The organism is Ruegeria sp. CJ6, from assembly GCF_056536665.1.
This window is the reverse complement of sequence record NZ_JBQFQB010000005.1, coordinates 280574-301139: the sequence shown is the minus strand read 5'-3', so window position 1 is coordinate 301139 and position 20566 is coordinate 280574. Positions and strand designations below refer to the sequence as shown.

The following is a 20566-nucleotide window of genomic DNA, read 5'->3' as shown; positions in this document are numbered from 1 at the left end:
CATGGGACGTATCGGTAAAATCGTTCGCCGCACATTCCTGATCGGATCTGCCGCCATCGTAGGTGGAGTGGCCTTCGGTGCCTACTACGTCACGCGTCCAGCTGCGAACCCGCTGAAACCGCGTGACGGGGAAACCGCGCTTAGCCCCTTTGTTCTGATCGACCAGCAGGGCGTGACCCTGTTCGCCCCCCGCGCTGAAATGGGTCAGGGCGTTATGACCACCTGGGCAGCACTGATCGCCGAGGAGCTGGATGTTGAGCTGGACGAAATCCGTGTGCTGCACGGACCTGCTGCCGCCGCCTATTACAACCATGCTCTTATGGGGGAAAGCCTGCCAGGCAAGGGCTATGACATCTCGGATTTCCAGCACAATCTGGGTGAGGCACTGGGTGTTCTGGGCAAAACGTTAAGCCTGCAGGTTACCGGCGGCTCAACCTCGATGAAAGACGGGTTCGAACGGATGCGGATGGCCGGCGCTACTGCGCGAGAAACCTTGAAGCAGGCTGCCGCGGACCAACTGGGGGTCGATCGCGATCAACTCATGACCGAAAATGGTGCTGTGGTTGCCCCGGATGGCACGCGCATTCCCTATAGCGAACTGGCCGAGGCCGCAGGCCAGATCGAACCGCCCGAGGTTTCCCTGCGTGATCCGTCCGAATGGCGTTTGATCGGCAAATCCCTGCCCCGCGTCGACATTCCGGGCAAATCCACCGGCACCGCCACCTTTGGCATCGATGTAAGGCCAGAGGGCCTGAAATTCGCCTCGGTCCGCATGAACCCCAAGCTGGGCGGGGCAATGAACGGCTTTGACGCCAGTGCTGCAGAAGCCATGCCCGGCGTTGAAAAGATCGTCGATCTGGGCACGGGCGTCGCGGTGATTGCCAACAACACTTGGCTTGCCATGCAGGCGGTCGAGGCGATTGACGTGGATTGGGGCGATGCCCCCTATCCGCCCGATACTGATGCGGTATTCGCGCAAATTGCCAAGGCGTTTGATGACGCCCCGAACTCGACCATGCGCGATGAAGGCGATGTCGAAACGCTTCCTGAAGGTGCCACCGAGATTACGGCAGAATATACCGTGCCCTATCTGGCCCACGCCACAATGGAACCGATGAACGCCACGGCGCTCTATACCAGTAACAAGCTGGACCTGTGGTGCGGCAATCAGGCCCCGACCCTGATCCAGATCCGCGCAGCCAACACCGCCGGTCTAGATACCGAAGCGGTTGAGATTCACACCACCTATCTGGGCGGCGGTTTCGGACGCCGGGGCGAGTTGGATTTCGGCGAGATCGCCACAAAGGTCGCCATGGCCATTCCAGGCACCCCTGTGCAAACGACGTGGAGCCGCGAAGAGGATATGCGTCACGATTTCTACCGCCCCGGCGCGATGGCGCGCATGCGGGGGGCAGTGAAGGATGGCAAGGCCGTTCTGATCGACGGTAAGGTTGCTTCGCAATCCCCGACCCACCAAGCGGTCGAACGTGTGACGGGTTTCTCTGGCGGCGGCCCCGACAAGGTTCTGGTCGAAGGCTTTTTCAACCAGCCCTACGCGGTGCCGAACTACAGAATGAGTGGTCACGTTGCCGATTTGGCTGTACCGGTTGGTTTCTGGCGCTCGGTCGGCAACAGCCACAATGCCTTCTTCCACGAGACCTTCCTGGATGAAATGGCCCATGCCGCCGGGCGCGACCCGCTGGAGTTCCGGCTGGAGTTGGCAAGGTCCGAGTTCGCCCCGGCTGCGGGGTGCCTGGAGGCCGTGAAAGAGATGTCAGGCTGGACCGGCAAAACCCCCGATGGTGTCGGACGTGGTGTGGCAATGGCCTACAGCTTTGGCACCCCTGTCGCACAGGTCATCGAAGTGGTGGACGAAGACGGCACCATCCGCATCAACAAGGCCTGGATCGCCTGCGATGTCGGCTTGGCTTTGGATCCGGCGACGGTCGAGGCGCAGATGATCGGCGGCATGATCTACGGATTGTCTGCCGCCGTTCGAGAGGAGATCACCTTTGCCGATGGTGAGGTCGAACAGTATAATTTCCCGGATTATGATGCGTTAAGGATGCAAAGCACACCGATCACGGAAGTCCGGATACTCGAGACCAACAAACATCTGGGCGGTGTCGGTGAACCGGGGACACCGCCGTCGATGCCCGCTTTGGGCAACGCGCTGTTCGACCTGACCGGCCAACGCGCGCGCAGCTTGCCGCTGAACAAGCAGTTCGACTTGCTCGTATGATCAATTTGCGCCGACCCGGCTAAGGGTCGGCGCTCGCTCTTTCTGATGGCCTTAGAAGTTGACAGAGAGAAAGATTGCAGCTTCCGTCGCTTCAAAATCACTTTCGAACATGTCGAGATATCCGATTGAAGCCTCCAGAAACACCGTCTTGCTTGTGCGTCCTCTCACACCCAAACGGGTTGACCAAACAACATCATTGTCAGTGTTTGCAACTGTTCCACCCCCTAAGTTCTCGCGTTCAAACCAATAGGTCGCGCTGAGCGATGCATAAGGTGAAATGACAGAGCTGCCATTGAAGAACGGACGACTTACTTCGACCTCGGGCGTTAGGGCACTGTATTTTGCTTCTTGGATTTCACCAATAAACTCGGCTGGATTTCCCAGATACGTCCCGGTGAGATCGTAATCCTCGGCACTGTAATTATAGTAATCAAACGAGATCGACGGACGAATTAAGTAAGCTCCAGCCTCATATTGTCCGATTGCCTCGAGATTCGCGCGCCAACGGGTGCGATCAAAATCACCGCTCAGCTCCAGCACATCCACATCCGTGGAGAAGCGACCGATCGTGGCGAGACCGTTTAGAACCCACCTCTCAGACATCCGCCAGGCGAAATAGGGTCCGATCGCGAATCCCGAAGTATCCTGAGAAAACTGCCCCTGAAAGCCGTCCAGCTGAGTGTTTTCGTATTCAAGCTGCAAACCAAGCACGAGGTTTTCTTGGACAAGACGGTCGATCCCAATTTCGAAAAAGCTGTCGTTCACATCCAGTTCGCTGTTTCCACGGGTGTCTTCAATGTCTGTGTAGGTGAAATTGGTCCATACATTCCAAACAGATTCTGGCCCAAACTCGCGCCCCTCCGTCAGCGGAGGGCCGACAACCGGATCGCACAAGGCAGGGTCAAGCTTACCCGTCGCATCCGCCACGCAGGCTTGGTCATCGCCCGATGGTCGCCCACTTACGTAGAGCGGATTAACGGGTCGACCTGTCTCGCCTATGTTGCCAATTCCACCGCCCGACCCTCCGGAACCGCCACCAGAGCCACCACCGGATCCGCCACCGGATCCACCACCAGAGCCACCACCGGATCCGCCCGAGCCGCCGCCACCGCCGAAGCCACCCCCGGAACCGCCGCCTCCAAAGCCGCCCCCGCCTCCGAATCCGCCACCTGATCCACCCGAGCCGCCGCCACCGCCGAAGCCACCCCCGGAACCGCCGCCGGATCCACCCGAGCCGCCTCCGTTTCCTCCCCCGCCGCCACCATTGCCACCACCCCAACCCGGCAGCGTCCAATCTCTTTTTTGGTTTTGCGTATCGATCAGACAGTCGCGCCCATTTGGTGCCCCTCCGCGTTTGAACAGACGATGAACGCCCCCTGATCCATTAGATACGAAGGGAGACAAGCTTAGATGAACTCCAGGCCGAGATCGGCTCCAGGTATCGACGGTCGTGTTGCCCTGTGCAGCTTCCAGACGAAAAGCACCGCTTTCCGTCTGCGATAACCACAATGAGGATGAAGAGTCAGGTGTTCGCCCGATGTAAAGCAGGTCTCCGGCCGAGCTGCATTGTTGCGCATGACCTGCAGTTCCCAGGACCGCCAAAAAAAGTGCCGCAGGAACGAATTCTCTTAAACCGCGAGGGTACTTTCCTGAAAAGCTGTGCATGAACTTCTCCGAACCCAGTCAGATTTGAATATGGCCAAGGGTATCTCGGCGCAAATTCGCGGTTCAGGGAAGATATCCAATTATCTTTTTATTCGAATGTTGCCAGCAAACCTTAGAACGATCCATCGACAGATTAGCGTGACTAAGCAGACTGCCGGATCGCCCCGACCGTTTTCGCGTTTTTCCAATCGTATACGGCGCGACCAAATTCCTTGAACAATGGCCGCGAGACCGGGTCATTCGCCGCGTCCCATTCAGGGTGCCATTGGACCGAAAGAGTAAAGCCGGGGGCATCCTCGACATAGATCGCCTCGGGCGTGCCATCAGGCGCGTGGCCATCGATCACCACATTCTCGCCCAGCGTCTTGATCCCTTGTCCGTGTAACGTATTGGTCATAACTTCGGCCGCGCCCAGCAGGCGGTGGAACACACCACCTTCGGTTAGCGACACAACATGGCGCAGAGCAAACTTCTCCTCCAAAGTGCCGTCGGGTGGCATCCGGTGGTTCTGACGCCCCGGGAGGTCACGAATCTCAGGGTAGAGCGTACCACCCAAGGCGACGTTTACTTCTTGAAACCCGCGACAAATCCCAAAGAACGGCTGACCCCGCTCAGCACAAGCCCGGATTAAAGGCAGCGTGATTGCATCCCGCGCGCGGTCAAACTCACCATGCGCCTCGGTCGCGGGCTCGCCATATTCTTCGGGGTGAACGTTCGGACGGCCGCCGGTCAGCAGGAAGCCGTCGCAAACCTCGAGCAACTCATCAACCGCTACATAACGCGGGTCGGCGGGGATCAGTAGCGGCAGACAGTCAGACACGTTCGAGACCGCCTCGGAATTCATCGTTCCGCCCGCATGGGTCGGATACTGATCATTCATCAGATAAGAGTTGCCGATTATTCCAACGACGGGGCGCGCCATTCCAAGTCCCTTGTATCGCTCATTTCCTGCAAAACCTATCGGCAGGTTTGGCCGCGCGCAACGGCACAGACCCTGCATGGTAGCGCAAGCGCGTGTTCAGCGACGCACATCCCTGATGAAGTTCGATAAAGGGGTCAGATCTCGCCCGTCAACCCAGCGGCTTCGATACCTGCCAACGCGGCCGCTGCGTCATTATCCGAAGTGTCGCCGGTTACACCTACGGCACCAACCACCGCACCCTTGCGGTCACGCAGCAGCACACCGCCAGGAACCGGAACAACCTGACCGCCATAAACCCCGTTCACGGCCGCCATGAAATAGGCCTGCCCTTCGGCCCGCTGCATCTGCGCGGTCCCCGCCATACCTAGCATTACCGATCCGTAGGCCTTACCATGTGCGATTGCAAAACGCCCCGGCGCAGCACCGTCTTCGCGTTCGAACGAGATCACGTGGCCTCCGGCGTCCAGGACAACAACCGAGAGCGGTTTCAGCTCCATCTCGCGCCCTTTTTCCAGAGCTTTCCGAATGATGGTCCGCGCTTTGCGTAATGAAATGTTCATGCCCGATCCTTTTCATCTGGCCAAAAATACCTTCGGGGGAGCACGAGGGGGCAGACAGCCCCCTCGTTCCTGCCGTTGCGCCTAGCTCAAACTTGCCTTCAGTTCCAGGCGACGGGCGTGCAGCACAGGCTCGGTATAACCCGAGGGCTGCACCCGCCCCCGGAACACCAGATCACAAGCCGCCTGAAACGCCACCCCGTCAAAACCCGGTGCCATGGGCCTGTAGGCCGGGTCTCCTTCGTTCTGACGGTCCACTACCGCGGCCATTTTCTGCATCGCCGCCATCACCTGTTCCTGACTGACCACATCGTGATGCAACCAGTTGGCCAGCGCCTGCGAAGAAATCCGACAGGTCGCGCGGTCCTCCATCAGTCCTATGTCGTTGATATCCGGAACTTTCGAGCAGCCAACACCCTGATCAATCCAGCGCACAACATAACCCAAGATTCCTTGTGCGTTGTTTTCGATCTCACGGGTGATCTCACCAGCGCTGAGATTACGCCCGCCCAGCAGAGGTATGGTCAGCAGAGCATTCAACGTACCGCGAGCCCCACCAGCGGCCAATTCATCCTGGCGCGCCAACACATCGATCTTGTGATAGTGGGTTGCATGAAGCGTTGCCGCAGTAGGTGACGGCACCCAGGCGCAGGTTGCACCGGATTGCGGGTGGCCGATCTTGGTCGCCAGCATGTCCGCCATCCGATCGGGCATGGCCCACATACCCTTGCCAATTTGCGCTCTGCCTTTCAGGCCGCAGACCAGTCCGATATCCACATTGCGATCCTCGTAAGACGCAATCCATGGCGTATCCTTGATATCGCCCTTCGGCAGCATCGGGCCTGCTTCCATAGAAGTATGAATCTCATCCCCCGTCCGATCCAGGAATCCGGTATTGATAAAGGCCACGCGCGATTTTGCGGCCCGGATGCATTCCTTGAGGTTGGCCGATGTGCGCCGCTCTTCATCCATAATGCCCAGCTTCACCGTATTGCGCGGCAGGCCCAGGATGTCCTCGACCATGTCGAAAATCTCGACCGAAAACGCCACCTCCTCGGGCCCGTGCATCTTGGGTTTGACCACATAGACCGACCCCTTGACCGAGTTCCCGCCCTCGCGCTTCAGGTCATGCATGGCGATCAGCGTTGTGCAGAGCGCGTCCATCAAACCTTCACCAATCTCGCGCCCTTCGGCATCCAGCACTGCGGGGTTCGTCATTAGATGGCCCACATTTCGCACCAGCATCAGCGACCGACCTTTCAGAGTGGCTGGCGTGCCATTCGGAGCCATGTAGGCCAAATCCCCAGCAAGCTTGCGCGTGAAGGTTGTGCCGCCTTTCGTAACCTCTTCGGTCAGGTTGCCGGCCATCAAGCCAAGCCAGTTTCCATAGGCCAACACCTTGTCGGTCGCGTCGACACAAGCAACAGAATCCTCGCAATCCATGATGGTCGAAAGCGCGGATTCCAAACGGACATCAGAAATACCTGCAGGATCGGTGGCGCCAATTGTGCTATGCGCATCAATCCTGACTTGAATGTGCAACCCGTTGTTGCGCAGCAATACAAACTCCGGTGCTTCAGCCGCGCCAGCGTAGCCTGCGAACTGAGACGGGTCGGCGAGCTTCGGTATCAGCGCACCGTCCCTAACGCTTAACCCGGAGACCTCCGCCCAGGACCCTTCGGATAGCGGCACAGCCTCATCCAGGAACGCCTTCGCCCAGGCGATGACCCGCGCACCGCGCCCGGCGTCATAAGCCTTGCCTGTCGGCAGATCGCCTAACGCATCTGTTCCATAAAGCGCATCATATAAACTGCCCCAGCGCGCATTTGCGGCATTCAACGCAAAGCGCGCGTTGGTGATTGGCACAACCAATTGCGGTCCGGGGATTAGCGCGATTTCAGGGTCGACATTGGCTGTCTCGATCTCGAAATCGTCGCCTTCCTCTACCAGATACCCAATCTCACGCAGAAAAGACTGATATTCAGCCGCGTCAATGGGCAACCCCCGCCGCGCCGCGTGCCAGCCATCGATCCGGCCCTGAATGTCAGCCCGCTTGTCCAGCAGCGCCCGGTTTTTCGGCCCAAGTTCATTGGCCAAGCGCGCCAGACCCGCCCAGAAATCAATTGCCGAAACTTCCGTGCCCGGCAGCGCCTTCTGTTCGATGAAATCCACCAGAACCGGGTCAATCTGCAGCCCGTTGCGGGTCTCTCTGCTGCTCATATTCCGAATCCCCTACGATTGTGTGCCATTGTATGCGCTCCTCAATTAGGGCGTTCGTTTCCGATAGGCAACTTCTGTCCCGACATGAGGGGCATTTGACCCAGCGCGAACCGTCTCAAATGAACAGCGGCAATGGCACATCGGTTGCAGCGTCCGCGCGAAGCCCATAACGTCGCGCCAGATTCCCAGTCGATGAGGCCCCCGATGCGCGACGCCGCCCCCACAACGATTTATCTGAAAGACTACACTCCGTTCGGGTTTCTAGTGGACAGCGTGCATCTGACCTTCGATCTGGCCGCACACGCCACTCGCGTCACTTCCCGCATCGCCTTCCGCCCGAACCCCGAGGCGACCGACCGCACGTTTTTTCTGCATGGCGAAGAGCTAAAGCTGATCCGTGCCGCAATTGATGGTGAAGTGATCACGCCTGAAGTGACCGCCGAAGGCCTCACCGCAACGGTGCCCGACGCGCCTTTCGTGTGGGAGGCCGTGGTCGAGATTGATCCCGGCAACAACACCGCGCTTGAGGGGCTGTATATGTCGAACGGCATGTATTGCACCCAATGCGAGGCCGAAGGGTTTCGCAAGATCACCTATTACCCCGACCGCCCGGATGTGATGTCTACCTTTACGGTGCGCATCAATGGCGACCTTCCCGTGCTACTATCGAACGGCAACCCTTCGGGCAAAGGCGAGGGCTGGGCTGAATGGGTCGATCCATGGCCAAAACCCGCCTATCTGTTCGCGCTGGTCGCCGGAGAGCTGATCGCCCATCCCGGCCAGTTCACCACCAAATCCGGTCGCGACGTCGAACTAAATCTCTGGGTCCGCCCCGGCGATGAAGGCAAATGCGCCTTTGGCATGGAAGCCCTTAAGAAGTCAATGAAATGGGATGAGGATGTCTATGGCCGCGAATACGATCTGGACGTGTTCAACATCGTGGCCGTGGACGATTTCAACATGGGCGCAATGGAGAACAAGGGGCTGAACATCTTCAACTCCTCCGCCGTTCTTGCCAGCCCTGAAACCTCGACCGACATGAATTTCGAACGGATCGAGGCGATCATCGCACATGAGTACTTCCACAACTGGACCGGCAACCGCATCACTTGCCGTGACTGGTTCCAGCTGTGCCTGAAAGAGGGCCTGACTGTGTTCCGCGACGCGCAGTTCACTTCGGATATGCGCTCGGCCCCTGTGAAACGTATCCATGATGCCATCGACCTGCGCGCGCGGCAATTCCCCGAAGATAACGGGCCGCTCTCGCACCCGGTCCGACCCGAAAGCTTTCAGGAAATCAACAACTTCTACACCTCAACCGTCTATGAAAAAGGCGCCGAGGTGATCGGGATGCTGAAACGGCTGGTCGGGGATGAGGCCTACAGCAAAGCACTGGACCTGTACTTCGATCGCCACGACGGGCAGGCCTGCACGATCGAAGATTGGCTGAAAGTATTCGAAGACACTACGAGCCGCGACCTGACCCAGTTCAAACGTTGGTACAGCCAATCCGGTACCCCCCGTGTCTCAGTTGCCGAAGACTGGACCGATGGCACCTATACCCTGACGCTGCGCCAACGGAGCGAGCCGACGCCGGGGCAAGAAGACAAGCAACCTCAGGTCATCCCTATCGCTGTGGGTCTGCTTGGCCCGAACGGGGACGAGATACGTGCGACCGAAGTGCTGGAACTGACCGAAGCCGAGCAGAGTTTTACCTTTACCGGTCTCGCGGCCAAACCTGTGCCCTCGATCCTGCGCGATTTCTCGGCCCCTGTGATCCTTGAACATGAGATCAGCAATGCCGAACGCGCCTTCCTTCTGGCTCATGACACCGACCCGTTCAACCGCTGGCAGGCAGGGCGGTCGCTAGCCGAGGACACCCTGCTGCGCATGATCACCGATGAGGCAACGCCTGATACCGACTACCTTGACGGCTTGCTGGCAGTGCTACGGAATGAGGCGCTGGACCCGGCCTACCGGGCACTGATGCTGGGTCTGCCGACGCAATCGGAACTGGCCGCAACACTATTTGACAAGGGCATCACCCCCGACCCGATGGCGATCTGGCGAGCGGTTGAGACTTTGCGTCAAGCCACGGCGCAACACGTTCAAGACCTGCTCCCTCGTCTGAACAGTGAAACGCTGGTGGACGCGCCTTATCAGCCGGACGCTGAACAATCAGGCAAACGCGCCTTGGGCAGCGCGGCGCTTGCGCTGACCTCGAGACTGGATGGAGGTGCCAAGGCCGCAGAGCAATATGCACGTGCTGACAACATGACCCTGCAGTTGGCCGCGTTGTCTTGTCTGCTACGCGCGGGCAAAGGCGAATGTGAGCTGGCCGCCTTCTATGATCAATGGCAGTATGACCGGCTGGTCATGGACAAGTGGTTCGCCATGCAGGTCTTGATGACCGGACCGGAAAAATCGGTTGAGACAGCGCGCAGGTTGACCGAGCATGCTGATTTTAATTGGAAGAACCCAAATCGTTTCCGCGCCTTAATGGGATCCCTGGCAGGCAACCACGCCGGCTTCCACCAAGCGAACGGAGCAGGTTACGCGCTGCTGGCAGACTGGTTGATCCGACTTGATCCCGTAAACCCGCAGACCACCGCCAGGATGTGCAGCGTGTTCCAAACTTGGAAACGCTATGACGCCGACCGTCAGGCCTTAATACTTGCACAACTGAATCGCATTGCCGACACGCCGAACCTGTCCCGGGACACGACCGAAATGGTCACGCGCATCTTGGGCGCATGACCGCGTTTACGTTCACTCGACAGAACCGAAATCAGCGAACGGTTCTGATCCTGATCGGCGTTTACGCGATGTTGATCGCTTTGATGATCCTGCTGAACGCGGTCTGGTGGCTGATGGCGCTTCTGGCCCTGACTACCCTGCCCGCGCTGTGGGATGTCATCAAGGACACCAGCGCAGGTATGGAGCTGACCGATGAAACCCTGCGTTGGCACACCGGCCAACGTCAGGGACAACTCAAGCTGTCCGAGGTGGATCGATTCCGGTTTGACACGCGGTGGGATTTCTCGGTGCGCGTCTCAGCGGTTCTGAAATCCGACAAACGCGTGCGTTTACCCGATGAATCACTGCCACCACACAAGCAATTCGAAATGGTCCTGAATCAGGCGGGATTCGCGGTCGAACGACATCATTTTAGAGTTTTCTGAAACGATTCATGGAGTCTGGGCCACATTGGCACCTGAATCGCGGGTTCTCCGCGACGCAGTCTTGATTTGAGCAGATTTTTTGGCAAACTGGACGGGTTACAAGTTTGTTCCAGTTCGAGTTTTGCCATGTTTTGGTCTTTGAAGGCTTTTGCCGCCCGTATTGTCGGTTCTTCTGATCCCACCCCTACACCTCTGCCTGCGTCCGTCGCCGATGCTACTGCATGGCTTGTCGCCTCGGGGCAGTTGAACATCCCAATCGCAGAATCAGATGAAAATGATGCAATCGGGCATCAGGTGATCGAACGTGGCCGCCATCTGGCGCGGCAGGATATGTGGGCAGAACTGTCGCTGGAGATGCGCGCTGCAGATGAGGGGCGCAAGGCTACCCCTTGCGGGCAGCCGATCTCCGAGCTGTTGGCATTTGGGGCCCGGTCCGATGTGGTTTTGGCGGCCGAGCACGCGCTGTCGGACGGCAAAGCACTGTCAGACTATGATCTGCTGGGCGGGATCTCGGAATTGGAAGGCGAGATTCAGAACCATCCCGATGATCCGATGATCACGCTTGTGGTTGCCTTGGCCCATATCGATTTGGCGTGGGCCTGGCGCGGGACGGCGCACCCGGACACGCTGCCGGCGCTGCACCAATCCCGTTGTGCCGCGCATTTCGACCGGGCTGCTGCGCTGCTTCCGAAATGCCGCGCTGCGCTGCCCGACAGTCCGGCGATTGCTGCAGCGGATTGCGCCTTGCTGGCAGGACACATTGATCCGCGCACCCGCGTTGCTGATAAATACGAGGCCCTGATCACGCTGGATCCCCAGAACCATCGCCACATGCGCGCGATGGGCAGCCACCTTCTGCCACGCTGGTTCGGCAGCTATGAACAGCTTGAGGTGCAAGCCTTGCGAAACGCCGCACGGACCCAGAAAAACTGGGGTGCGGGTGGGTATACCTGGGTGCAATTCGACGCCATCGCGCTGGATGACGAGGCCTGCGCGCGGGTAGATGTCGAATACTTCCTTGAAGGTTTGCGCGATATCGTTGCACGTCGTCCGGATCAGCAGACAATCAACCTGCTGGCGGCCTATTGCTCGGTCACATTGCAGAACAGAATGGGCCAGAACCCGCGCGCCGATATCGCCCGCAAACAGATTTGCGAGGCCGCAAACTGGCTGATCCGCGATCACATGACTGAACTGCACCCGCTGATCTGGGCCCACGCGGCGAACGGGTTCAATAACAGCCTTCGCGTCAACTCGGCCGAGCGTTTTGCCGCCCGTGGTCGCCGCGATGCGCTGAAGGCAATCGCCAATCTGTTGCGGGATGAGTTGCGCAGTGGGCAGAGTGTGACCTTTACACCGTCGGGGCTGCAGTTCTCGGGGAACTAAAGCGCCATTGCCCCTTGCCCCTTTGGCGCGCCGGGCCTAATACGCAGGCTTAGACTTCTGCGGAAATGAGGCGCGCCATGCTCGACCTGACATACGAAATGCCCAAACCCAAAACCATTGCCGGGGCCAAGCACGATTGGGAACTGGTGATCGGGATGGAGGTGCACGCTCAGGTCTCGTCCAACGCCAAACTATTCTCGGGCGCGTCGACCCAATTCGGGGCCGAGCCGAATTCGAACGTGGCGTTTGTGGACGCCGCAATGCCGGGGATGCTGCCGGTGATCAACGAGTATTGCGTTGAACAGGCCGTGCGCACCGGGCTGGGTCTGAAAGCGGATATCAACTTGAAATCGGCCTTTGACCGCAAGAACTACTTCTATCCCGACCTGCCGCAAGGATACCAGATTTCCCAGCTTTATCAGCCTATTGTAGGTGAAGGAGAAGTTCTGGTCGAGATGGGCGACGGTACCGCGCGCATGGTCCGCATCGAACGCATCCACATGGAGCAAGACGCGGGCAAATCGATCCACGACATGGACCCGCATATGTCCTTTGTCGACCTGAACCGGACCGGTGTGTGCCTGATGGAGATCGTTTCGCGCCCCGATATTCGCGGGCCGGAAGAGGCCGCGGCATATATCGCCAAGCTGCGTCAGATCATGCGTTACTTAGGCACCTGCGACGGCAACATGCAAAACGGCAACCTGCGGGCGGACGTAAACGTTTCGATCTGTTTGCCGGGTGCTTACGAGAAGTATCAGGAAACACAGGACTTTTCGCATCTGGGCACGCGCTGCGAGATCAAGAACATGAACTCAATGCGCTTTATCCAGCAAGCGATCGAGGTCGAAGCACGTCGCCAGATCGCAATCGTTGAAGGCGGCGGCACGGTTGATCAGGAAACCCGTCTGTACGACCCGGACAAGGGTGAGACACGTTCGATGCGGTCCAAGGAAGAAGCACATGACTATCGCTACTTCCCTGACCCCGATCTGCTGCCGCTGGAGATCGAACAAGCGTGGGTCGACGACATCGCTGCCAAGCTGCCCGAGCTGCCAGACGACAAAAAAGCACGCTTTATCAGCGAGTTCGGACTGACCGACTACGACGCTTCGGTCTTGACCGCCGAGGTGGAGTCGGCTGCGTATTTCGAAGAGGTCGCCAAGGGGCGCAGCGGCAAGCTGGCCGCGAACTGGGTCATCAACGAACTGTTTGGTCGCCTGAAAAAAGAAGACCACGACATCACCGAGTCTCCGGTGTCTCCGGCTCAGTTGGCGGGTATCATTGATCTGATCTCGTCGGATGCCATCTCGGGCAAAATTGCCAAGGATTTGTTCGAAATCGTCTATACCGAAGGAGGTGACCCGGCGCAGATCGTTGAAGACCGCGGCATGAAACAGGTGACAGATACCGGCGCGATCGAGGCCGCTTTGGACGAGATCATCTCGGCCAATCCGGCACAGGTTGAGAAGGCCAAGGTGAACCCGAAACTGGCCGGATGGTTCGTCGGTCAGGTGATGAAGGCCACCGGTGGCAAGGCCAACCCGAAGGCCGTTAACGAATTGGTCAGCAAGAAGCTGGGTTCGTAAATCTTCCGAGTTGTACAAACCCCGGACAGGGGTTTGTTCGACTTGTACATAACGAAAACTTAATTTCAGAGCGCTCAAATCGGACAAGCCATCGGCTTGACTCCCTGCCCGAATGCGCATTCTCATCTCGCCAAGTCAGAGAGGTGAGCATCTATGAAAAATCGTTTCGATCAGGAACTGGAAACCCGGCTGGTGCGCTATGCCGCCATCGACAGCCAGAGCGATGAGACCTCGCCATCGACCCCCAGCACCGAAATCCAGTTCGACATGCTAAACCTGCTGAAGCAAGAGCTTACCGAAATCGGTGCGCAGGATGTTGAGATGACTGGTGACAGCGTCGTGGTGGCAACCATCCCCGGTACGGCCGAAGGACCGACCATCGGGTTTCTGGCGCATGTCGACACCGCGCCTCAGTTCAACGCAACCGGGGTCAAGCCTCGGGTGATCAAGGGGTATAATGGGGGCGAGATTACATTCCCCGATGACCCCGATCTGGTGCTTTCGCCCGAAGAACACCCCTATCTGGCCGAGAAGATCGGGCATGACCTGATCACCGCCTCAGGCACCACGCTTCTGGGGGCTGATGACAAGGCGGGCGTTTCGATCCTGATGACGATGGCGCGACACCTGCTTGAGAACAAGGACATGCACCATGGTCCGATTCGCATCGCCTTTACCCCGGATGAAGAGATCGGGCGCGGTGTTACCGAACAGCTGCCCAAAGATCTGGGCGCGGATTTCGCCTATACGCTGGACGGACAGGAACTGGGTGAAATCGAATACGAAAGCTTCTCAGCAGACCGCGCGGTGATCAAGATCACCGGTGTTTCGATCCACCCCGGACTGGCCAAGGACAAAATGGTAAACGCGGCGCATCTGGCTGCAAAGATCGTGCAGACCCTACCTCAGGCAACGATGACGCCCGAGGTGACGGATGGGCGCCAGGGGTTCATCCATGTCACCGATATGAACGGCGGCTCGTCCGAGATGGAGATAAAACTGATCCTGCGCGATTTTGAGATGGATGCGCTGGAAGCCCAGCGCGAGATCGTCCGACAAGTCTGCGCCGCCGTACAAGCCACCGAGCCGCGTGCGACCATCACCTGCGACATCTCCCATCAGTATCGCAACATGCGCTATTGGCTGGAAAATGACATGACGCCGGTTGATCTGGCCCGCGAGGCCTGCCGTGAACAAGGGATCGAGCCGGTCTCGGTGCCGATCCGGGGTGGCACCGACGGCTCGCGCCTGACCGAATTTGGCACACCGACACCTAATATCTTCACGGGTATGCAGTGTATTCACGGACCGCTAGAGTGGATTTCGGTGCAGGACATGGCGGTCGCGACAGAAACCTGCTTGTCACTCGTAGGCAAAGCAGCGCGGAGCTAAGGCCACAGTGCGGGCCGAAATTCGCCAATGCGCGATCTTGGCTTTCGCCCGCCTGTCAAAATGTTAATTTGCCCCGACACGGCAATCAGGACCAGTTGATGCAGCGCTACGAATACAAAGTTGTCCCCGCTCCGCAAAAGGGCACCAAGGCGAAGGGCGTGAAAACGCCCGAGGGCCGGTTTGCCACCTCGATCGAGCAACTGCTGAACCAGATGGGACAGGATGGCTGGGAGTATCAGCGCGCCGAATTGCTGCCCAGCGAAGAACGTTCGGGGCTGACCGGGTCAACCACCAACTGGCGCAACGTGTTGGTTTTCCGCCGGGCTCTGGCGTTGGAAAAACCTGAACAGCCCGAACTCGTCGAAGAGGACACCGCCCCAACCGCGCGCGCAGTCCCGGGACCCGAAGAGGTTTTGGCCAAAACTCCTGCCGCCCCTGCCCCAATCTCGGAAGAGCCCGAAGACCCGCCCTTGTCTTTGAAACCTTCGGACGAAGTGGCGGATGATGAAGTGCGCCCCGAGCAAGCACGCCCAGCCGAGCCGTGATTGGATAACAATCAATCGAAGGATACCGCGTGAAGGGGCAAGGCCCTTATACCCTGCCCCATAACGGTTATGCTTTCTCAGTTCCGACCCGCGAACCCCATCGGCGAGAAACGACGCAGTAATGGGATTGCTGCTGAGCCAGTTGACCTTGAATTTGGCACATCCAGGAAGCTAGGCGCGCAACCGCCAGACAGGGCAACTAAATGACCTGCGAAAACAATATTTGCGGAGCCAAAAACGAGCTTGGGGTAAGAGGGTTTATTGCAAGGTTGTCAATTGCAAGCTGATTGCCCTGCATACATCCCAGCGCCTGCACCTGCTGCAGTCGCGAGTGTCTTGCCTGTACCGCCACCGAACCGATTTCCAACCACTCCCCCAAGGGCAGCGCCACCAAGGATTCCCGCAGCGCAGCGGGCGTCTTGCTGTACCTGCGCCTGAGTTGGCGTCGTCGGAGCCCCGCAAGCAGCCAAGAGCAGTGAGGTCGCAAGCGCACAGGTTGTCAGTGCTTTGTTCATCTCGATTGCCTCTCAAATACCAAATAGTTATCTGAGTAAGTGGCTCTGGCGCGTCTAGCGTACAAGAGATCAACGTCTGTTTGATTCGAGATTAATCAAAACTTAATAAAGAAGACTAAGGGTCGAGCGCTTAATACGATATTTGCTGGTTTCCGATGGTTGCGGGTGCCGGGTTCCTGGTAAACCCCGACATTGGACGGCCGCGTACTAATTGTAGAAAACGGGCGATGAGCGCGGAGCATCACAGTAAGTTTTGAGGCGCAATAAAGCACGACTTCTGAGTCTTTTGTTCCCCTATATTTGCCCCCAAGACCACATAGGTCGCGAGCCAGATCGAGCAAATATACATAGATATCTGAAGAGATGGTGCCCCCACACGGACTCGAACCGCGGACCTACTGATTACAAATCAGTTGCTCTACCAGCTGAGCTATAGGGGCACTGGGTGTCGATTAATATCTCGGAACAGGGACTGCAAGCCCGAAATTTCGGGTCATCTTAACTTTGTGCTGGTTTGCCTTAGGATAACAGTAATAACAGGCCTCATCCGAATTTGACTGCACCGGGGACAGGTTGTAACCCAAGCGGCGATCCCGACCGAGGTAAGGACAATTCCGATATGCAGATGGTCATCCAAGCCGGAGCGCACTTTACCGACCATGATCACCTGCTCAATCTACTGCAGGTGAATGCGGATCTGGTTGCGGGAAATCATACTGCCTTTTGGGGGCTTCGTCCGTTCAGAAAGATCTTTCGACCTGCGCTGAAACCCTCTGCCGACCGGCCATCACATCAGGATACACTGGCGCGATTTCATAAACTGTTCCCCAACGGGCAGCAGGTTGACCGGGCGATCTTGTCGAGCGCGCTTTACCTGGGGGAACGGCCTTCCATCATCATGGATGGGCAATTTTACGCGAATGCCGGTCAAAGGTTGGCCTATCTGGATAATCTGTTCAGCGATTCGACGGTTGAGCTATTCGTGGGGCTACGTAATCCCGGCAGCTTTATTCCCAAGGTGCTGATGCTGCTGTCGGCGCCTGAGCGCGAGCATATCATTGCCACCACCGATCTGAGTTGCCTGAGTTGGCTCGCCATGATCGAAGACATTCGCGACCTAGCGCCAGATGTCAAAATCACCTTGTGGAGCAACGAGGATTCGCCGCTGATCTGCGGCGACATCGCGCGCGCGCTAGTGGGGCTACCCGAGGACACGCCGCTGGAACAGGAATACGCGCTGCTGTCCTCACTTGTCTCAGACATGGGCAAACAGGAGATTCAGAGCTTGTTAGAGCATCAAGCGGCCCCCAATGATCCCGTACTCAGGGGCAGGCTGGCGCAGGTGTTTCAGCAGCATGCGCTGACGGATGAAATCGAAGAAGAGGTGGAGCTGCCTGGCTGGAACGAAGATATCGTTACCGCCTTTACCGAGCTTTATGAGCAGGATCTGGCACGGCTGCAGACCATGCCAGATATCCGTTTTCTGAACCCGTAAGCGGCTGGTGCTACATGCCCAGCGCTTCCTTGTACATTTCCAGTACCGCCTCTTCCTCGGCGATGTCGTCCTTGTCGCGCTTGCGAAGAGCGACGACCTTGCGCATGACCTTGGTGTCGTAGCCGCGGGCCTTGGCCTCGGCCATGACCTCTTTCTGCTGGTCGGCGATGTCTTTCTTTTCGGCCTCAAGACGCTCGAACCGTTCGACGAACTGGCGCAGCTCGCCTGCGGTCACTCGGTAGTTGGCTGCGGCCTGATCTTCGGTGATGTCTTCCATCTGCGTCTCTCCCAAGGGCTGAAAATAAGGTGCCGGATACATCGGCACTGACCCGACCGCAAGCGTGCATTCTGCACGGCGGGCTTGTCTGACCTGCGCCGATCCGATAAGCGCGGTCACGGATTCAAAGGGTGAGCGTAAACAACCATGTTCGACATTATCGTCTGGGGCGGGGCCGCCCTGTCTGTGGCCGGGCTGGTCGGTCTGGTCTGGTGCATCCTGCAAGTGATGAAAGCGCGCAAAGCCAACCTGACGGATGACGAGTTGCGCGCTGCAGTTCAGGGTGTTCTGCCTTGGAATCTGGCGTCGCTTTTCCTGTCGGTACTTGGGCTGATGATGGTTATCCTGGGCATTTCGCTGGGATAACCAGATCGATCAGATCGGCATATTGTCGAACCGCGCCTCAAGCACGTCTTCGCATAGCGCAGCATCCAGCCGACGCAAGCGCGATGGGATATGAACCCCCTGCGCGCGCATTTTATCCAGAACCATGCTGACATGTGGCTGAAGCTCTAGCCGGGTCTCAAGACACGCACCATTCAGCTTTTGTTCAAGCCGTTCCGCTTCGGTAAAAAGATCCTGAGCAGTCATTTCCTTCCTCCCATATGGTGCCAATGTGCCTGATATAGGTAACGAGTTTAAGACGAGCACGAGACCGGAACAAAACATCGCGAATTCTTGCCTATTCAGGCAAAAAACCGTCAATATGTCCGTGGTCGCCTAAAGCATACGCTCAAATTGCGGAGATTGCTTTGACAGACATCAACTCGTGATTAGGGGCTTTAAACATATTCCACTATTGTTATATGTATACAAGCTGAACGGAGGAACCCATGACGCCCAGTGTGAAAGCTTTTTTCGACCCGCAGACCTTCACCGTCTCATACGTTGTGCAGGAACCTCAGGGGCAGGCCTGCGCCATCATCGACAGTGTACTGGATTTCGATCACGCCTCGGGGCGGACCGACACCAGCTCGGCCGACCAGATTGTCGACTATGTGACGGCACAGGGACTGAAGGTGGAATGGATTCTGGAAAGCCATGTCCATGCCGATCACCTGTCAGCAGCGCCTTACCTACAGGAAAAGCTGGGTGGTCAGATCGGGATTGGCGAGAATATCGTGGTCGTTCAGGACACGTTCGGCAAGGTCTTCAACGAAGGCACCGAGTTTCAGCGTGATGGCAGCCAGTTCGATGAACTGTTTGCCGAAGGGTCCAGCTTTCACATCGGCCAGATGCGCGGGGACGTTTTGCACACGCCAGGCCATACGCCAGCCTGCATGACCTACGTGATCGGCGATGCGGCCTTTGTGGGCGATACGCTGTTCATGCCGGATTTCGGAACTGCCCGATGCGATTTTCCCGGCGGGTCATCGGCGGACCTGTATGCCTCGATCCAGAAAATCCTGTCTCTGCCCGACGAGACGCGGATTTTTGTAGGCCATGATTACAAAGCGCCTGGTCGCGATGAATACGCGTGGGAGACCACGGTTGGCGAACAGAAGGCGCTGAACGTTCATATCGGTCAGGGCCGCAGCGTCGAAGAATTTGTCGAGATGCGTGATGCGCGGGATGCGACCCTGGCGATGCCGCGCCTGATTTTGCCCTCGCTGCAGGTCAATATGCGGGCCGGTCAGATGCCACCAGCGGATGAGCAGGGCGACGTTTTCATGAAAATCCCAGTCAATAAGCTTTGATACGAGGGCAGACGAGACAATGAATATCGAATGGATTTCGGGTCTGGCTGGTGGTCTGCTGATCGGGCTAGGTGCCAGCGTTTATCTGCTGTGTAATGGGCGGATCATGGGGGCGAGCGGCATATTGGGCGGGCTGCTGGAACGCAGCGACCGGAGCGTAATGACTGAACGCCTGGCTTTCGTCGCGGGTTTGATCGGGATGCCCTTATTGCTGCGCCCATTGATTGCGCCGCAGGCCGAGACCCATTTGACCCCGGATCTGGCGATCGTGATCCTTGCTGGGCTGCTGGTGGGGGCTGGAACACGGATCGCCAATGGCTGCACGTCGGGTCACGGCGTTTGTGGGATTTCTCGCTTCTCGTTGCGCGGGATCGTCGCAACGGTGTTCTACATTCTTGCAGGTGGTCTGACGGTTGCGCTGTTTCGCCATGCTTTGGGGGTGATCTAATGCGCTCAGTGTTTGCTTTTCTCGCCGGATCGCTGTTCGGCATCGGGCTTTTGATCTCAGGCATGACCGACACCACCAAGGTGCAGGGGTGGCTGGATGTGTTCGGCAATTGGGACCCGACGCTCGCCTTTGTCATGGGCGGGGCGATCCTGCCAATGCTGGTGGCGTGGCGATTGACACGGAACAGGGTCCCTGTTGTGGGCGGACAGTTCCCCGCCCCGCCCCGTGTTGAACTGGATCGCCGTCTGATCGTCGGGTCGGTCCTGTTCGGCGTCGGTTGGGGATTGGCCGGTTTGTGCCCGGGCCCGGCGATGGCCTCGCTTGGATATGGGGGCGTTGGCGGGATTGTGTTCCTGATTGCGATGATCGCGGGCATGTTTGCGGCACCAAAGCTGGGTGCGCAACTGGACAGGATCGCCGACGCAGCCTAAGCA

Annotated in this window: 19 protein-coding genes and 1 tRNA gene; 12 read left to right on the top strand and 8 right to left on the bottom strand. The window is 58.0% G+C overall.

Features of this window, described 5'->3' with window-relative positions; genetic code table 11:
- The first annotated feature begins 1 nt into the window (after window position 1).
- Window positions 2-2242 carry a molybdopterin cofactor-binding domain-containing protein gene (locus ACR0BT_RS16260; RefSeq protein WP_170663826.1) on the top strand — a complete coding sequence of 747 codons (2241 nt, stop codon included), beginning with the start codon at window positions 2-4 and terminating at the stop codon, window positions 2240-2242.
- Between the two features lie 51 nt (window positions 2243-2293).
- On the opposite strand, the gene ACR0BT_RS16255 is transcribed toward ACR0BT_RS16260, so the two are convergent.
- The 4 genes from ACR0BT_RS16255 to ACR0BT_RS16240 all read right to left on the bottom strand — a co-directional run bounded on the left by ACR0BT_RS16255 (window position 2294) and on the right by ACR0BT_RS16240 (window position 7606).
- On the bottom strand, window positions 2294-3646 hold the full coding sequence (locus tag ACR0BT_RS16255; protein WP_480763591.1) for an autotransporter outer membrane beta-barrel domain-containing protein: 1353 nt from the start codon (window positions 3644-3646) through the stop codon (window positions 2294-2296).
- Window positions 3647-4049: 403 nt separating this feature from the next.
- Window positions 4050-4829, bottom strand: a complete 780-nt coding sequence (locus ACR0BT_RS16250; protein WP_170397133.1) for a gamma-glutamyl-gamma-aminobutyrate hydrolase family protein — start codon at window positions 4827-4829, stop codon at window positions 4050-4052.
- 134 nt (window positions 4830-4963) lie between these two features.
- Entirely contained in the window at window positions 4964-5389 is a 426-nt protein-coding gene (locus tag ACR0BT_RS16245; protein WP_170466015.1) for a GlcG/HbpS family heme-binding protein, read from the bottom strand.
- A gap of 81 nt (window positions 5390-5470) precedes the next feature.
- On the bottom strand, window positions 5471-7606 hold the full coding sequence (locus ACR0BT_RS16240; RefSeq protein WP_480763590.1) for a malate synthase G: 2136 nt from the start codon (window positions 7604-7606) through the stop codon (window positions 5471-5473).
- Between the two features lie 204 nt (window positions 7607-7810).
- Here ACR0BT_RS16240 and pepN point away from each other — a divergent pair, with 204 nt between their 5' ends.
- From pepN to ACR0BT_RS16210, 6 genes are all read left to right on the top strand, one after another.
- The gene (gene pepN / locus ACR0BT_RS16235; RefSeq protein ID WP_480763589.1) at window positions 7811-10363 is read left to right on the top strand and encodes an aminopeptidase N; all 2553 of its coding nucleotides are present in this window, start codon (window positions 7811-7813) and stop codon (window positions 10361-10363) included.
- Window positions 10360-10788: a hypothetical protein gene (locus tag ACR0BT_RS16230; RefSeq protein ID WP_170397141.1), complete on the top strand. Its 429-nt coding sequence runs from the start codon at window positions 10360-10362 to the stop codon at window positions 10786-10788. Before pepN ends, ACR0BT_RS16230 begins: the two co-directional genes overlap by 4 nt.
- Window positions 10789-10914: 126 nt before the next feature.
- Window positions 10915-12174: a hypothetical protein gene (locus ACR0BT_RS16225; protein WP_170404131.1), complete on the top strand. Its 1260-nt coding sequence runs from the start codon at window positions 10915-10917 to the stop codon at window positions 12172-12174.
- Between the two features lie 77 nt (window positions 12175-12251).
- The gene (gatB, locus tag ACR0BT_RS16220) at window positions 12252-13763 is read left to right on the top strand and encodes an Asp-tRNA(Asn)/Glu-tRNA(Gln) amidotransferase subunit GatB (RefSeq protein WP_170564871.1); all 1512 of its coding nucleotides are present in this window, start codon (window positions 12252-12254) and stop codon (window positions 13761-13763) included.
- Window positions 13764-13916: 153 nt separating this feature from the next.
- Window positions 13917-15155: a peptidase T gene (gene pepT / locus ACR0BT_RS16215; RefSeq protein WP_170466024.1), complete on the top strand. Its 1239-nt coding sequence runs from the start codon at window positions 13917-13919 to the stop codon at window positions 15153-15155.
- A 98-nt stretch (window positions 15156-15253) separates the two neighbouring features.
- Window positions 15254-15700 carry a DUF4177 domain-containing protein gene (locus ACR0BT_RS16210; protein ID WP_170397148.1) on the top strand — a complete coding sequence of 149 codons (447 nt, stop codon included), beginning with the start codon at window positions 15254-15256 and terminating at the stop codon, window positions 15698-15700.
- A 272-nt stretch (window positions 15701-15972) separates the two neighbouring features.
- Here the strand turns inward: ACR0BT_RS16210 and ACR0BT_RS16205 are convergent, their stop codons facing one another.
- Both ACR0BT_RS16205 and ACR0BT_RS16200 read right to left on the bottom strand, forming a co-directional pair.
- Window positions 15973-16215, bottom strand: coding sequence for a glycine zipper 2TM domain-containing protein (locus ACR0BT_RS16205; RefSeq protein ID WP_170397150.1), 243 nt, complete (start codon window positions 16213-16215; stop codon window positions 15973-15975).
- Window positions 16216-16579: 364 nt separating this feature from the next.
- A tRNA-Thr gene (locus tag ACR0BT_RS16200) sits at window positions 16580-16655 on the bottom strand.
- Window positions 16656-16834: 179 nt separating this feature from the next.
- Here ACR0BT_RS16200 and ACR0BT_RS16195 point away from each other — a divergent pair.
- Window positions 16835-17710 (top strand): hypothetical protein, encoded by an 876-nt coding sequence (locus ACR0BT_RS16195; RefSeq protein WP_170733218.1) that lies wholly within the window; start codon window positions 16835-16837, stop codon window positions 17708-17710.
- Between the two features lie 10 nt (window positions 17711-17720).
- On the opposite strand, the gene ACR0BT_RS16190 is transcribed toward ACR0BT_RS16195, so the two are convergent.
- Window positions 17721-17987: a DUF2312 domain-containing protein gene (locus ACR0BT_RS16190; protein WP_170397751.1), complete on the bottom strand. Its 267-nt coding sequence runs from the start codon at window positions 17985-17987 to the stop codon at window positions 17721-17723.
- A gap of 147 nt (window positions 17988-18134) precedes the next feature.
- Between ACR0BT_RS16190 and ACR0BT_RS16185 the strand changes: the two genes are divergently transcribed.
- A complete protein-coding gene (locus tag ACR0BT_RS16185) occupies window positions 18135-18353 on the top strand; it encodes a hypothetical protein (protein WP_170397154.1) in 219 nt (72 codons plus the stop codon).
- Between the two features lie 9 nt (window positions 18354-18362).
- Here ACR0BT_RS16185 and ACR0BT_RS16180 read toward each other — a convergent pair whose 3' ends face one another.
- Window positions 18363-18578, bottom strand: coding sequence for a hypothetical protein (locus ACR0BT_RS16180; RefSeq protein ID WP_170397156.1), 216 nt, complete (start codon window positions 18576-18578; stop codon window positions 18363-18365).
- 242 nt (window positions 18579-18820) lie between these two features.
- Here ACR0BT_RS16180 and ACR0BT_RS16175 point away from each other — a divergent pair, with 242 nt between their 5' ends.
- The 3 genes from ACR0BT_RS16175 to ACR0BT_RS16165 are packed head-to-tail and all read left to right on the top strand — an operon-like array spanning window position 18821 to window position 20563.
- Window positions 18821-19684, top strand: a complete 864-nt coding sequence (locus tag ACR0BT_RS16175) for an MBL fold metallo-hydrolase (protein WP_480763588.1) — start codon at window positions 18821-18823, stop codon at window positions 19682-19684.
- Window positions 19685-19703: 19 nt separating this feature from the next.
- A complete protein-coding gene (locus ACR0BT_RS16170) occupies window positions 19704-20132 on the top strand; it encodes a YeeE/YedE family protein (protein ID WP_170397160.1) in 429 nt (142 codons plus the stop codon).
- Window positions 20132-20563, top strand: coding sequence for a DUF6691 family protein (locus ACR0BT_RS16165; RefSeq protein WP_170397161.1), 432 nt, complete (start codon window positions 20132-20134; stop codon window positions 20561-20563). Before ACR0BT_RS16170 ends, ACR0BT_RS16165 begins: the two co-directional genes overlap by 1 nt.
- Window positions 20564-20566 lie beyond the last annotated feature (3 nt).